General features: G+C 44.1%; 21 protein-coding genes. 11 read left to right on the top strand and 10 right to left on the bottom strand.

The genetic code is table 11. The annotated features are described in order from the left end of the window. Nucleotides 1–43 precede the first annotated feature (43 nt). From ACKTT1_RS00840 to ACKTT1_RS00815, 6 genes are all read left to right on the top strand, one after another. Nucleotides 44–403 (top strand): nucleotidyltransferase domain-containing protein, encoded by a 360-nt coding sequence (locus ACKTT1_RS00840; protein ID WP_412709823.1) that lies wholly within the window; start codon nt 44–46, stop codon nt 401–403. Further along, nucleotides 387–782 carry a HEPN domain-containing protein gene (locus ACKTT1_RS00835; RefSeq protein WP_412709822.1) on the top strand — a complete coding sequence of 132 codons (396 nt, stop codon included), beginning with the start codon at nt 387–389 and terminating at the stop codon, nt 780–782. The genes ACKTT1_RS00840 and ACKTT1_RS00835 overlap by 17 nt, the downstream gene beginning before the upstream one ends. A 284-nt stretch (nt 783–1,066) precedes the next feature. Then, entirely contained in the window at nt 1,067–1,420 is a 354-nt protein-coding gene (locus ACKTT1_RS00830; protein ID WP_412709821.1) for a nucleotidyltransferase family protein, read from the top strand. Next, nucleotides 1,387–1,794 carry an HI0074 family nucleotidyltransferase substrate-binding subunit gene (locus ACKTT1_RS00825; protein ID WP_412709820.1) on the top strand — a complete coding sequence of 136 codons (408 nt, stop codon included), beginning with the start codon at nt 1,387–1,389 and terminating at the stop codon, nt 1,792–1,794. The genes ACKTT1_RS00830 and ACKTT1_RS00825 overlap by 34 nt, the downstream gene beginning before the upstream one ends. Nucleotides 1,795–1,910: 116 nt before the next feature. Beyond that, complete coding sequence (locus ACKTT1_RS00820) at nt 1,911–2,081, top strand: type II toxin-antitoxin system VapB family antitoxin (RefSeq protein WP_412709819.1); 171 nt, start codon at nt 1,911–1,913, stop codon at nt 2,079–2,081. Nucleotides 2,082–2,123: 42 nt separating this feature from the next. After that, nucleotides 2,124–2,342 carry a hypothetical protein gene (locus ACKTT1_RS00815; RefSeq protein WP_412709818.1) on the top strand — a complete coding sequence of 73 codons (219 nt, stop codon included), beginning with the start codon at nt 2,124–2,126 and terminating at the stop codon, nt 2,340–2,342. A 703-nt stretch (nt 2,343–3,045) separates the two neighbouring features. On the opposite strand, the gene ACKTT1_RS00810 is transcribed toward ACKTT1_RS00815, so the two are convergent. Beyond that, entirely contained in the window at nt 3,046–3,315 is a 270-nt protein-coding gene (locus ACKTT1_RS00810) for a GIY-YIG nuclease family protein (protein ID WP_412710519.1), read from the bottom strand. Between the two features lie 365 nt (nt 3,316–3,680). On the opposite strand from ACKTT1_RS00810, the gene ACKTT1_RS00805 reads away from it, so the two are divergent. The 4 genes from ACKTT1_RS00805 (at nt 3,681) to ACKTT1_RS00790 (ending at nt 4,546) form a co-directional block, all read left to right on the top strand. Further along, entirely contained in the window at nt 3,681–3,833 is a 153-nt protein-coding gene (locus tag ACKTT1_RS00805) for a hypothetical protein (protein WP_412709817.1), read from the top strand. 21 nt (nt 3,834–3,854) lie between these two features. Continuing rightward, entirely contained in the window at nt 3,855–3,992 is a 138-nt protein-coding gene (locus tag ACKTT1_RS00800) for a hypothetical protein (RefSeq protein ID WP_412709816.1), read from the top strand. 85 nt (nt 3,993–4,077) lie between these two features. Next, on the top strand, nt 4,078–4,374 hold the full coding sequence (locus tag ACKTT1_RS00795; RefSeq protein WP_412709815.1) for a hypothetical protein: 297 nt from the start codon (nt 4,078–4,080) through the stop codon (nt 4,372–4,374). Nucleotides 4,375–4,402: 28 nt separating this feature from the next. Beyond that, nucleotides 4,403–4,546, top strand: coding sequence for a hypothetical protein (locus ACKTT1_RS00790; RefSeq protein ID WP_412709814.1), 144 nt, complete (start codon nt 4,403–4,405; stop codon nt 4,544–4,546). Nucleotides 4,547–4,667: 121 nt separating this feature from the next. Here the strand turns inward: ACKTT1_RS00790 and ACKTT1_RS00785 are convergent, their stop codons facing one another. Both ACKTT1_RS00785 and ACKTT1_RS00780 read right to left on the bottom strand, forming a co-directional pair. Beyond that, the gene (locus tag ACKTT1_RS00785) at nt 4,668–5,057 is read right to left on the bottom strand and encodes a HEPN domain-containing protein (protein ID WP_369018015.1); all 390 of its coding nucleotides are present in this window, start codon (nt 5,055–5,057) and stop codon (nt 4,668–4,670) included. Beyond that, entirely contained in the window at nt 5,035–5,376 is a 342-nt protein-coding gene (locus tag ACKTT1_RS00780; protein WP_412709813.1) for a nucleotidyltransferase domain-containing protein, read from the bottom strand. The genes ACKTT1_RS00785 and ACKTT1_RS00780 overlap by 23 nt, the downstream gene beginning before the upstream one ends. 215 nt (nt 5,377–5,591) lie before the next feature. Between ACKTT1_RS00780 and ACKTT1_RS00775 the strand changes: the two genes are divergently transcribed. After that, nucleotides 5,592–6,905, top strand: a complete 1,314-nt coding sequence (locus tag ACKTT1_RS00775; protein ID WP_412709812.1) for a sugar transferase — start codon at nt 5,592–5,594, stop codon at nt 6,903–6,905. Between the two features lie 229 nt (nt 6,906–7,134). Here ACKTT1_RS00775 and ACKTT1_RS00770 read toward each other — a convergent pair whose 3' ends face one another. From ACKTT1_RS00770 to ACKTT1_RS00740, 7 genes are all read right to left on the bottom strand, one after another. Continuing rightward, nucleotides 7,135–8,442 (bottom strand): UDP-glucose dehydrogenase family protein, encoded by a 1,308-nt coding sequence (locus tag ACKTT1_RS00770; RefSeq protein ID WP_412709811.1) that lies wholly within the window; start codon nt 8,440–8,442, stop codon nt 7,135–7,137. 32 nt (nt 8,443–8,474) lie between these two features. Then, nucleotides 8,475–9,683: a glycosyltransferase family 4 protein gene (locus ACKTT1_RS00765; RefSeq protein WP_412709810.1), complete on the bottom strand. Its 1,209-nt coding sequence runs from the start codon at nt 9,681–9,683 to the stop codon at nt 8,475–8,477. Nucleotides 9,684–10,378: 695 nt separating this feature from the next. Next, a complete protein-coding gene (locus ACKTT1_RS00760; RefSeq protein WP_412709809.1) occupies nt 10,379–11,560 on the bottom strand; it encodes a glycosyltransferase in 1,182 nt (393 codons plus the stop codon). A gap of 13 nt (nt 11,561–11,573) precedes the next feature. Further along, nucleotides 11,574–11,870, bottom strand: coding sequence for a hypothetical protein (locus ACKTT1_RS00755; RefSeq protein WP_412709808.1), 297 nt, complete (start codon nt 11,868–11,870; stop codon nt 11,574–11,576). Further along, nucleotides 11,846–12,094, bottom strand: a complete 249-nt coding sequence (locus ACKTT1_RS00750) for a hypothetical protein (protein WP_412709807.1) — start codon at nt 12,092–12,094, stop codon at nt 11,846–11,848. Before ACKTT1_RS00750 ends, ACKTT1_RS00755 begins: the two co-directional genes overlap by 25 nt. A 56-nt stretch (nt 12,095–12,150) precedes the next feature. Further along, a complete protein-coding gene (locus tag ACKTT1_RS00745) occupies nt 12,151–12,687 on the bottom strand; it encodes a hypothetical protein (RefSeq protein ID WP_412709806.1) in 537 nt (178 codons plus the stop codon). A gap of 180 nt (nt 12,688–12,867) precedes the next feature. Then, nucleotides 12,868–12,996, bottom strand: a complete 129-nt coding sequence (locus tag ACKTT1_RS00740) for a glycosyltransferase family 2 protein (protein ID WP_412710518.1) — start codon at nt 12,994–12,996, stop codon at nt 12,868–12,870. Nucleotides 12,997–13,069: the final 73 nt, after the last annotated feature.

Raw genomic sequence — 13,069 nt, 5'->3', positions numbered from 1 at the left:
AACTGTTGCGGGCAGAAAGTCAAGTCCTGCGCCTGGGTTGCTAATGAAAAAGCTCGAGTTCGAAGTTGCTCAAAAAAGAAAAAAACTTCTCATCGAAGAGCTACAAAAAATAGTGAGTGTTTTGATTGAAAATTACCAGCCAGAGAAAATAATTCTTTTTGGCTCGCTGGCAAGTGACGAAGTGAAAGAAGAAAGCGATATCGACCTTTTGCTTGTCAAAAAAAGCGACAAAAGACCCCTGGAAAGAGTAATGGAAGTGATGGCATTGCTTGGCTATCCCCGGGTTGCTTTGGACATCTTCGTATACACCCCGGAAGAAATCGAGTATTTGAGAAAAGAAGAAAGTCAGTTTATCGAGGATATCCTCGAACACGGCAAAGTCCTTTATGAAAAAAATCACTGAAACGTGGCTATCTTATGCCCTTGAAGATTTAATCATGGCCCAGAAAGCACTCGAAATGGGGATATATCGCCAAACCTGCTTCCACGCCCAGCAAACCGTAGAAAAAGGATTCAAAGCTATCCTTCTTGAGAAGGGCGTAAAAATCCGGCGAATTCACAACCTTCTGGAAATAAGCGGCGAGCTCGAGGCGTGTGGTATGCACCTACCTGTTGAACTTTCGGAACTGGACTTCCTGAATCGCGTGTACCGGCTTCGCTATCCACCTGATATTGGTCTCTTACCTTATGGACAACCAACCGAGGAAGATGCCCAAAAGGCTGTAAAGATTGCAAGAATAGTTATGGACTGGATCCAGCAAATCCTTGGAAAAAACCATTAAGGCATAACATAGGTGCTGGTAGTTCACACTTTTCACATAGCTCATCTCTCATAATGCATTCCCTTAATACTATGTCACAAGGGCCTCCCGTTATCTTCATCCAGAAAGAGCCAGGCAGCACCAGTCTGCTTACAAATTATTAGGGTGTCGCATAAAATAATAATTTGATCCCTGTAAACACACAAAACACCTGTAAGAACAAACCTTTAAACCACCAACCCAGTAACCAGAAAAATAGCATATCTGCTGTGATACAATTGAAAGGAAGAGGAAGGGATCAGAGAATGAGAAAAACTGAGCAGTGGAAAAACTCCGAGATTTTAAAAAAGAGAATGCCCACCATTGAAGACCTGCGAGAGTTTTTGCAGGAGTATTTTCTGGGCAAAAAGGTGCGTGTTTACCTTTTTGGCTCCCGGGCAAGGGGCACCGGTAAACCCTTTTCCGATATCGACCTTGCCTTTGTATCCAGCGAAGACCTGTCAATGGACCTTGCCCTCCTTCGAGATTACCTCGAAGAATCAAACCTACCCTACAAGTTCGATCTTCTGGAATACAGAAAAGCCGACCAGCGCCTGCAGGAAATCATCAAAAAAGAGGGGATCCTGTGGATCGACACCGATTGTACCTCGAAGACCTGAAAAACGCCTGGAAGCGCCTTCAAGAAGCAGTAAGCAAAACCCAGAAAAACATAGAAAGCGAAGATTATCCTTATTTCAGGGATTCAGCTATTCAACGCTTTGAGTTTACCTTTGAAATCCTGTGGAAAACCATTAAAGCTTATCTTGAGCGAGAAGGACTTTACCCAAAGTCACCACGATCTTCTTTTCGAGAATTTTTCTCTCTGGGGTATCTCACAGAAGCGGACATGGCTCTCCTTTTTCGGATGATTGAAGACCGCAATGCCACCGCTCACACCTACCGGGAAAGAGTTGCCGAAGAGATATTTTCCCGGCTCAAGCAGTATTTGGAAATCACAGCAAAAATCATTCACATCCTTGAAGAAATGCCCTGAAAACAAAGAGCTTTATTACCTTTAAGAAGCATTCTGACCAGTAATCAACCGAAAGTGCTCAACCGTTTGACTCTTCCCTATAGCGGGCATTAGAATGTGTATCGGGAGGTGTAAAAATGCGCACCAACATCGTTATAAAAGATGAACTCCTTGAAGAGGCGATGAAGCTGGCAGGCGTTAAAACCAAAAAAGAAGTCGTAAACATGGCCCTTGAGGAGTTTGTAAAAAACAGAAAAAGAAAAAATCTCAAAGAGCTGAAAGAGCACTTAAGGACACTTTGCAAGTAAAGGTTACTAATCCCATTCTATGGCTGATGAAGGTGGCTGGAAGTGGTTCCTCTAAAAATGACCCCTCTGGAACTCAGGGAACGAGGCATTGAAGCACTAACCAAAGCCCTGGGTCCCGTAGGCATGGCCAGGTTCCTGCAGGAATTTACCACAGGAAGTGGTGACTATACCCAAGAGCGGGAACAGTGGCTTGAAGGCCTTACGGTCCGCAACGTAGTGCAAGAAATCCAGCGTAATCGACAGGCTACAGACAAGCAATAGCAATCACTCCTACCACAACCCTGGTCTATTGTTCCTATCTTGCGACTCCAAAATCCACTTATTCTCGCTTGCTTATCCAACCCCTCCGTCACTGCAAGCCCTGCGGTAGCCTCCTGTAAATTTGCATGATGATAGAGACTTCACAATGATTTCCAGAGTCGAAAAAAGATTAAAGGAACTTTGAATGCTTTTAAGACAGCGCTAAACCCTTGCAGAAGCACTCTTTGAAAACCATTGTTCGGAATCATATCCCTTGAGCCGGTGTCCTTATTTCAGCATCCTACTGCTCAACCCAAACCCCGAGATTCCGAAACGAGTTCGGAATGACGGCTCCGCCGCCAATCCGGAATGACGGACTTCGCCGTCAGTTGGGAATGACGGACTTTAGGGCCTCCTTGTTGTTTCAGACTCTCCTTGTTTCAGAATCCTCTCGTTTCGGCATCTCAAAAGTCTGTCACTCTAAGCTGACTAATTCTTCGAATTTGTCATGCCGAACCGGTACGTTTTTTTTCGACACCGCCCTGAACCGGCAACGGTTTTTTTCGTTGCCGCCCTGAATCGACGGCTTATCCGTCACGCTGAACTGATCAAAACCAAAGGTTTTGGTCACCCTGAACTTGTTTCAGGGTCTCGTTTCTCGGCATCTCCTTGTTTCAGGATCCCATAGTCTCAGTATCCCATTCTTTCACTATCTCACTACCTCTCACCTGAAAAAGTCTATGCTTAGGTCCTTCCATTGGGGGTTACTCCGGGTAATGAGTTTGATTTTCCATTGACGGTGCCAGTTTTTGAGTTGCTTCTCCCTTGCAATGGCTTCCCTGATACTGGGGGCAACTTCATAGTAAACCAGCTTCTTCAGGTTATAGCGTTTCGAAAAACCTTCCATAAGGCCCTTTTTGTGCTCGTATATTCTGCGCTGCAGGCTTTTGGTCACTCCAATGTAAAGAAACCGGTTGCTTTTATTAGTGAGAATGTAAACGTAGTACTCTCTGTCCTGACATGGCTTTTATGATAGCAATAAGGAATACCGAAAGAAAGATCCTGAAAAACCGAGATCCTGAGATCCTGAAACAAGTTCAGGATGGCAAATCCAGAGGATTTGCCAGTTCGGGATGGTAAATCCTTCGGATTCATCAATTCGGGATAATAAATCCAGAGGATTTATCAATTCGGAACGACGAGGTAGGCGTCTTACTGTTCCAGAATCTCCTGTTTCAGGATCCTGACATCCACAAAAACACAAAAAGTAAAAACCTGACCCCCTAACCTCCCAAATTTCCCGCCTGTAATGTATTGATGTACAATAGAAGCAGGTCTATTTGTGAAAAGGTGAGCAACATGGCAAAGAGGGCAAAAGACGTAACACCCGAAGATATTGCAGCATATCGGCGCGCCCTTTTTGCTCGGTCACAAAAAGCCTTTCCTGAGATCGAAAAAAGGCGTTCTCAAGCCTGGGTCCTTGCCCACAGAGCAGCAGAGATCCTGCGATAGCGCTTTGGAGTAAAACGAGTTGTGCTTTTCGGTTCTCTGGTTCATGAGGAATGCTTCACTCTTTGGTCCGACGTGGATCTGGCAGTCTGGGGATTGCGCCCTGAGGACACCTTCAAAGCCATGGCTTTTTGCGAGACCTTGATGAAAACATTGAAGTGAATCTGGTTGGTATTCAAAGTTGCAATCCTTCACTTCGAGCAGTTATCGAATCGGAAGGAGTCGAGATCTGATAGAACGTTATCGAGTGCTTACAGAACGCATAGAGCAGGAACTTTTGGCCTTGAAACACGTTGTTTCCCGTATCAAGCGTTCAATGGCTCTTGCCCGGGAGCACTCTCAGGAACAGGATGTGTATCTCGATTCCGTTGCTCTGAACCTACACGACTTTTACACTGGCCTGGAGAGGGTCTCCAAACGGGTTGCCGAAATGATTGACGAAGGTGTCCCCACAGGACGCAACTGGCATCGAGATCTGCTTCGGCAAATGGCAAAAGAATATCCTCCTTTCCGTCCGGCTGTTTTATCTGAAAAAACTGAGTAACTCCTCGAAGAATACCTTCGCTTTCGCCATGTGGTTCGAAATGTTTTATGCTTTTGGGTTCGACACCCACCGCCTGGCATATCTCGTTGATCGTTTAGATACAGTATTCGATGAGCTTCGCGAAGAGCTGGAGTCTTTTGTAGGCTTTCTCAGGAAGCTGCTCGAGGCTTGAAGAGCCTTTTGCCTGAAACTCAAAACGGTACATCACCTTGAACCAACCCCAGCATCACAAAAAAACGCCCCAAACTGGACGATATCTTCAAATCGACCATCCCGAACCGACGGCAAAGTCGTCATTCCGGCTGCAGGGCTTTCCAGATTTCTCGCAGTATTCCCCGAGCAATTTCGAGGATTTTTCTTGCATCTAACTCCGTAGGCTCACCCTTTGGCAGAAGCCCAAGATCGGCAGGATAACGAGATTCCAGGTAAATGCTACTGAGGATTTCGAGTTCATCCACGGAAAGGCGTACATCGGGATAGTATTTCCTTACTTTGTGATATAAGATAACAAGGTCGTGAACTCTGGGCGGATTGATATGCAGGCGCCAAAGTAAACCTTTTAAAGCTTTTTCAACGGCCTGCTGGGCGTGGAACGATGCCAGACGGTACAATCCTTGAGCATAAAGTATTTCCCCTGCTTTGATATCCTCGCTGGCATAATCAAACCAGGGGTCTCCGCTCATAGAGGGTCTTGCCTTGAGTAGTGATTTCTCGAATGAAAGGCGATTGTTTCTCCTCGAGGAATTTTACTTCTTCTGGAGTCAGAATAAGGACATCAAGAGGAACCTTTCGGGGAATCCCCCTTAAGGCTTTGCTTCGGCGGTAAATCCGTGGCTCTTTGGTCTTTTTGATTATGAGGAGGTCGATATCGCTTTCCTCGGTTGCCTTGCCACGTGCCAGAGACCCAAAGAGAATAATTTTCTCGGGTTGGTATCGCCGAACAAGAACCTTAACAAGCCTCGCTATCTCCTTTTCTGCTTCTAAAGAAGGCTTACGCATCATCTTATCCCTCTTTTCAATTATACAGCATCTCTTGAAAAAAAATCATCTTTAAGTTCGGAACGACGAGGTAGGCGTCTTACTGTTCCAGAATCTCCCGTTTCAGGATCCTGACATCCACAAAAACACAAAAAGTAAAAACCTGACCCGAAGATTTCAGTGCTCGGCTACCTGTGCTACAATTAGCTTTAAAGAGAGGGCCAAAAACAGTGAAAACAATGCAAAAATTCTTACCTCTTTTTGACTACGTGGTAAGTCTCACGGTGCTGTATGCTTCCTTCTGGCTGCACCTTCTTTTGCGTGGAAACCCACACGTCTTGCGGCTTCTCTCTTCATTGAGCAACTTGCTCTTTCTGGCTCCGCTTCTTCCGGTTTTTCTCAATGCAGTGCTTGGCACCTATTCCAGGCGCTCTCGCTTTGTGCTTTTTGCCTCCTCCCGCCTCATTGTCTCTTCTATCCTGACTTTTTTCATCTTTACCACCGCTCTTTTCTACCTGCGCATTTTTGAGTTTCCCCGTCTGATCATCCTCCTCTGGGTTTTTCTAAGTTTTGTTCTCTTTTACTACCTGCGTGCTCCTTTCTTCCGCAAGAGGGAAAATGGCAGGTTGTTTGTCCTTTACCGCGGAGAAAAGGGCCGGAAAATGTTTGAAGACATGCACTGGAAAAACACCATCCGGGGAACGGTGGTTGGTGGAACCGACGTTAACAACCTCTCCCGAGAAGAACTGCGCGACTACCTGCGGCACATAGTCCAGGACTTGAGCGTTGACCGTTTCCTGCTTATCCTTGAGCCTGAAGAGCGCTCTCACATAACCTCTTTTCTTGAAGAAGAAGGTATCGAGTACGACCTGCGGGGCGCACTCTACTTCTTTGAAGAAAGATACGGGCAGGTTAAGCTGGTTCTCGCCGACATTGTTGACTACCCCAAAATGCTCGAAGAAAATCCCTACCTGCCCATCAAGGACTTTCTTGATCGCATAGCCTCCTGCATTTTGCTTGCTGTTTTATCGCCACTTTTTGCCATTGTGGCTCTTTTGATTCGCCTTGACTCCCCCGGCCCAGTGCTTTACTGGCAGGTGCGAGTTGGAAAAAGCGGGAAAACCTTTAACCTCTGCAAGTTCCGAACTATGGTGCCTGATGCCGAGCGAGAAACCGGAGCAGTGCTTGCCCAAAAAAACGACCCCCGCATAACCCGAATAGGAAGAATCCTTCGCAAAACCCGCCTCGATGAGCTACCTCAGCTCTGGAACGTCCTGCGGGGTGATATGAGCCTGATAGGCCCCCGGCCGGAGCGCCCGGAGTTTGTGGAGCAGTGGAAAAAGCTCATTCCTCATTACGAAACCCGGCTTTTAGTAAAACCCGGTATAACCGGCTGGGCTCAGGTCTGCGGAAGGTATGATGAAGGACCAGAAACCGTCTGGGAGAAGCTCGAATATGACCTTTATTATTTGCGCAACCTCTCGCCAAGCCTCGACCTTGAAATACTTGCCCGAACCATCCTGGTTGTGCTTTTTGGAAAAGGAGCAAGGTAGGGTTTGGTTATTTTTGGGTTTTCATACCAACATTCCAATCATTCAGCACTTTACGCTCACACCCGAAAGAAACTTCCGATACACTTTTTCCACTTCCCCAAGCACTCTCTCCAGGGAATAGGCCTCCCTCAATTTTTCCATCAGAAGTCAAATAAAGAAAGAATCGGCCAAAAGCTTGATAAATCAGCAAATTTAGATCATTTCACAACACAAACCTACAAAACAAATTCTATCTTCTCCCCATACCTTCATAAACAAAGCCTTTCTGCTTTACTCTATCTGGCTCAAGCACATTCCTTGCATCGAGGATTACATTGCCCTTAAGAAATGACCTGACCTTTTCCAAATCCAGATTGCGGTAACAATTCCACTCGGTAAGAATGCAAATTGCGTCACTATCTTTCATTGCTTCATACATGTCCTCAAAGAAAGAAACGGAATTTTCAAAGACTGACCTTGCATTTTCAATTGCCTGAGGATCATGGGCATGTATCTTTGCTCTCCTTTCAAGCAAAATCCTCACCACATCGATCGCCGGAGATTCACGGATATCGTCAGTTTCTGCTTTGAAAGCAAGTCCCAGCACACAGATTTTTCTTCCTTCAAGGTCACCCAAAAGTTTTTCCAGTTTTTCCACTACCTTCTTGCGCTGCCTTTCATTAGCCTTAATAACTTCCTCAATCAAGCTAATTTCTTCTCCAAAGCGTTTGCCCATTTTAACCAGTGCCCTGATGTCCTTGGGAAAACAACTTCCACCAAAGCCAGGACCAGGATGCAAGAATTTTGGTCCGATGCGCCCATCCATGCCCAGCGCTTTGGCTACAACCTGAACATCAGCCCCTACCGCATCACAAAGATTGGCAATCTGGTTGATGAAAGTAATCTTAAGGGCGAGAAAGGCATTATTAGCATACTTAATGAGCTCAGCAGTTTCAAAGTTACAGAAAACAAAGGGGGTTCCCAAAAGGTACAAAGGTCGATAAATTTCTTGCATGAGCTCTTGAGCTTCTCTGTCTTTCGTACCTATGACAACCTTATCCGGGTGGAAAAAATCGTAAACGGCTTTCCCTTCTCTCAAAAACTCGGGATTGAAAACTACGGTAAAAGGCACATCTGGATTAAGCTCTTTGAGCTTTCTTTCAACTTTGCGAGTGGTGCCAACCGGCACAGTGCTTTTTACAACAACCGTTTTAGGGGTTGTGCTGTATGTTGCAATAGCTTCCACTGCATTCCAGAGAAAAGAAAGATCTACTTCCCCATCTTTTCTCGAGGGTGTACCAACAACAATAAAAACTACATCCCCTTCTTTTATCGCCAGAGCGACGTCTTTTTCAAAACAGAGCCTACCTTCTTTGCAATTGCGCTCAAAGTACTCTCCTATCCCTGGTTCATAAATGGGGATAATACCTTTTTTGAGAAGGTCAATCTTATCGCCATCCACATCTGTACACACAACCCGATTGCCAAAATCAGCAAGTCCCACTCCGCAAACCAAACCTACATAACCTGTGCCAAGGATGGTAATCCTGTAAGACATTGTTCACCCTTCTTCAAAAATCCAATAACCGATCAAGCAATACCTGTTATCATCTGCTCCAGTTTATCGGCAAGTCTCCTAACGTCGTGAAATTCTTCAACATATTGCCTTCCACGCTCACCCATGATTTTCCGGTCCTCTGGAGACATTTCATAAAGTTCCATTATCGCATCAGCCAGAGCCTGCGAATTTCGAGGAGGAACAGTAAAACCACACTTAGCCTTTTCTACAGGATTATACGCTGTCTCGACAGCTAAAACAACAGGCTTACCAACCGCCATATAGTCATTTAATTTATTAAGACTACCCCCAGAACTGGAAAATGAAACCTCATAAGTGGCAACCAATACATCAGCCTTACTCAGTACTTCTGGAATCTTAGTCTTTGGTACTGGATTTCTAAACTCAACATTACTCAATCCCAACTGATTAGATAGCCCCATCAGCTTTTGCTTTTCGGGACCATCTCCAACCAAAACAAACTTAATCTTACTTAGTCCAAGCTTTTGAATAATACTGGCTGCTTCAATCAAGGTATCCAGTGCGTTAGTAGGACCATGCGCACCAATATACATAACTTTAAATTCGTCGCCGTCGGAAAAATCGCAAGCTGTAGACTTAAATCTTGAAAGATCTGTTCCATTGGGAATCCAGGAAATTTTGTCTTTGCTTATTCCGCAAGCAGCAATTTTCTCCTGCATTTGAGTTCCAAGGATAATTATGCGTTTCGCTCTTTCATACAAAAATTTCTCCAAGAGCCTCAACAATCTTGTTACAATACTCTGTTCCCTCAACCTTCCAATATCGATAAAAACCTGCGGCCACAAATCCCGGACTTCCATCATAAACGGCACCCTAAAACGCCTGGCGACAAGATAAGCCGCAAGAGGGGTGAAAAGGTGAGGTGATGAACCAATCACTATATCCGGGCGCTCCCTTCTTCGAAAAGCTACCCAGAAAACCCTCCAACCAAAGTCTATCATATTAGCAATCCTTCGCTGGTTGTTTCCAGCATATGGAAAAGTCCGAATCCATACCCACTGGATGCCATCAACATTTTCTTCCACAACTTTCTTGCTCGGGGTAGTCCGATGGTATTTGTAAATGTAGTGCACAAAATCCGAAGCAAAGATAGTAACTCTATGTCCCCGTTTTACAAGTTCTTTACTCAAATCATAGTGTCTGGTTCCACCAGGAAGGTCGGGCGTAATAGCGTAATGGTTAAAAATCCAGATATTCACTGAGATTTTCCCTCCATAAACTTTTTAACGAATAAAAATTTGGTAAGACTCCAGCAAATCTTGTAAACAAAGGGTCTTTAAAAACAGCAACTAAGGCTTTCTAAAGATTTTCCCAAGTCTGTCTTCAAAAACCAGTGTGGTTTTTTTATTGAAAAGGGTAAGAAACATCCATCCCAGAAACAACTTCCAGTATGTTTTCTTTCAAGCCATCACCTTGCCGGAAATATGATTTTCCAGCTTCCCAACAAAAAATGAACCATAAGTGCAATTTCTCCTTCCACTAAGCAAACCATGACTTTCTAAGACATTCTACTGCGATTTCGAATATAACTCCAGGATCTAAAAGACTTAAAACCTCTTTCACATTTGAAAAAAAACATCCTCGAAAAGAGATTTTTCAACGCTCCAGAAAAGATAATTTTGTAAGACTCGAGGACGAATAGCGAAGACAACAAAAGCGATCTCATGCTATCTTACTCTCAGTAGCGGACCCAGCTCCCACCCTCAGCTTTGAGAACTAGCCAATAAACTCTTCTTCTGTTGAAGCAAAACGATGTTCGAGAGATTCCATCTGAAGATCTCCCATCGACGACAAAAGCCTCAAGCTCTATTCCCTTGCACTGGATATTCTCAACAAGAGCTTGCAAACATTTCTCAATATAAAGAACTGATTCCAGTCACGATTATACCTCAAATCATGCTTGGTTTCCGTGCTTCGCCCTCCATCTCTCCAAGACATCTTGATATAACTGAATTGTACGAGCAGCAATATTACTCCACGAAAGCTTTCCACATGCTAGCTTTTCAACTTCACTCCCCATGCGTGTGCGTAACCCGTCATCTTCCAAAATGCGTTCCAATGCATAGGCAAGGGCATCAATGTTGTTTGGTTCCACCAAGAAACCATGCCTACCATCTTCAAGAATTTCAGTAAATCCACCCACCCTTGAAGCTATAATAGGCTTCCCAAACGCTAAAGCCACCATTAAAACTCCACTTTGATCAATTCTTCGGTATGGCAAAACTACCACATCGGCCTGGGAAAAATATGCTGCTATTTCTGTCTCTTCTACAAACCGTAAATCCCAGAATACGTGATCCTCTATGCCCAGACGTTGTGCGAGGGCTTGGAGGGGCTCGATTGGTATCCTTGGATATCCCACAATCTGCAAAACCGTATCTTTCATTAATTGCTTGGAAAGACGTGCAAAAGCTTGAAGAAGAATATCTACACCTTTATATGGCTTAAGTATTCCCAAAAACAAGACTTTCTTTTCCCGGAACTGAGAAACTTGCTCAGCTCTTATACCGTCAACCAGTTTTCGATAGTAGGCAAAAACTCCGTGGGAAATAACACTTACTAGCTCTTCGGACAATAAAAGGCGTTCAACTAGCATTTTCTTTGAATATTGAGTATGAACGATATAGTGATCAAATTGTTTGTAAGCAGATTGCAAACCCACAAGCTGAAGCCTTGAAGACGGAGCTCCGTGAAAAGGCTCGGTATCATGAACTGTAAGCACAAGCGGTGCTATTTTCCTAAATTTTCTCAAGAAAAATTTATCTACAAAAGGCAGTGGTAACCACTGGAAGTGTATGACATCTGGTTCCCACTGACGCAGGCGGTGCCAAAGCCTTTCCATATCAAAGAGGTGTTCACATCCCTTAAGATAAGTTCGAGTTTTTCCTTTAGACAGCCTGCCTGTAACTCGATAGAAGTGTTCCCAACACTCATAGTTTATCTCTTCAGTCCATCGTCCCAGTCCTGCTTCCATAGTCGCTATTACCAGCTGGTTTCCCTGCTGCGCAATAGCAGTCCCCAAACAGTGGTCATAGGATGGCGTAAAACCAGATGGATCAATCATCACAATTTTCATAGCATTACATATATCATTTTATCACTTTTTCTACAAACAAACGTAACTCTTCACTATTAAAGACAAAGCTCTTTTGCGTCTCTGTGTTTTGGACAAGACGAAAGAATTGTTCTTGAAGAACCCTAAACACTTCTTGAGAGCCTTCATAGGCAAAACCAATTTGATGACTTAGAATAAACTTTTCCATAGCTTCAAATCGCCCCTTGGGTAAAGTTATAGAAATACCCGCAACTAACGCAATCAAGAAGCGAGATGGAAGAGAAGTTTTATATCGAATGGGTGATTTTATTTGTGTACGATAGGTGACCAAGCATCAAACTGGGTCATCCAAGAAGTTACATGTCCGGAAACTAGAAATTCTGCACCAAAAGGCTCAAATAACACGATATTCGGATGCTTAAGTTCGAAGTTCCTCACACAATGTACAACAATACCTTCTTCGGCAAGTGCAAGGATTTCTTTCCGCACATCGTTCACAGAATGGCGTGCATCAAACTGCCCCATAAAGACGACATGAGGACGTTGGTCTATCATACGCACTTTCGGAAGGATTTCTCGAGGAGCAAACTCTTTTGTAAAATAGAAAGGCTTTATCCAATACTTTTTTCTTTTAAGAACGGAGCCAACTTAAAAAGAAACGTTGCCATTTCATCAGTAGGAATTATGAGACCACCTAAAAACCAAGACATCTTCTTAAGAATTTTCTGCTCCACAACTTTTCTTAGGCCGGCAGAAGAGGTGGTAGGGAAAGTCTCCATATTTAGTATTACTGGAATATCTGGGTTTATAGATTTAACAAGAGCAATCTCAGGTAGCACACCCACGCCCCGGTGTGCAAAAACAAAATCTACTCCGTTCTCTTGAAGTAAAAAAGACAGTTTACGCAATAGTGATGAACCAAGAATGTGGGGATGAACTGTTAACAAAAATCGAAGAAACTTTAAGTTTGGAATTCTGACTCCTTGATAAAGGTTTGCCACAGGAATGTCGTCGTGCAAGCCTGGAACTCTCTCAAAAAAACGCGTCGGAGAAGTATTCACAACCACCGTTTCAAACCCGGCGCCCTTCAAGGCAAGGATCACTTTTAAAGAATCAGTTACCCATCCAAGACAAAGAACTTTTAACAACATTTCTTCCTCCTCACGGTACGATAACGAACTTGTGCCTGGAAAACCCGTTGTTGCCGTACAGGCGATTGAACCAATCGAATGCTATCTGCATAAGCCTTGTATACCAACCAGCCTGCCGTGCCCCAAAATGTTTCTTAAAGAAGCGTTGTTTGGTCATAAAAGTCGAACGGTATACCTTTACAGTTCATTAGCTGTTGAGGAAGTTCCTCTATAATGAATCATCCGAGCATAGGGAACAAAGACCACTTCCCAGCCTTTTTCCTGAGCACGCCAGCAAAAATCTGCATCCTCGCCATAAAAAGTAATTTTTCGTCAAAACCACTAAGTTCTTCAAAATATCCATTATCAACAATGATTACCTTGTCAATTAGTCTTAAAT

It is taken from the genome of Atrimonas thermophila, from assembly GCF_045864955.1.
GTDB classification, from domain to species: domain Bacteria; phylum Atribacterota; class Atribacteria; order Atribacterales; family Thermatribacteraceae; genus Thermatribacter; species Thermatribacter velox.
Note: the sequence above shows the minus strand (reverse complement) of the source record. Positions and strands in the feature narration are given on the sequence as shown.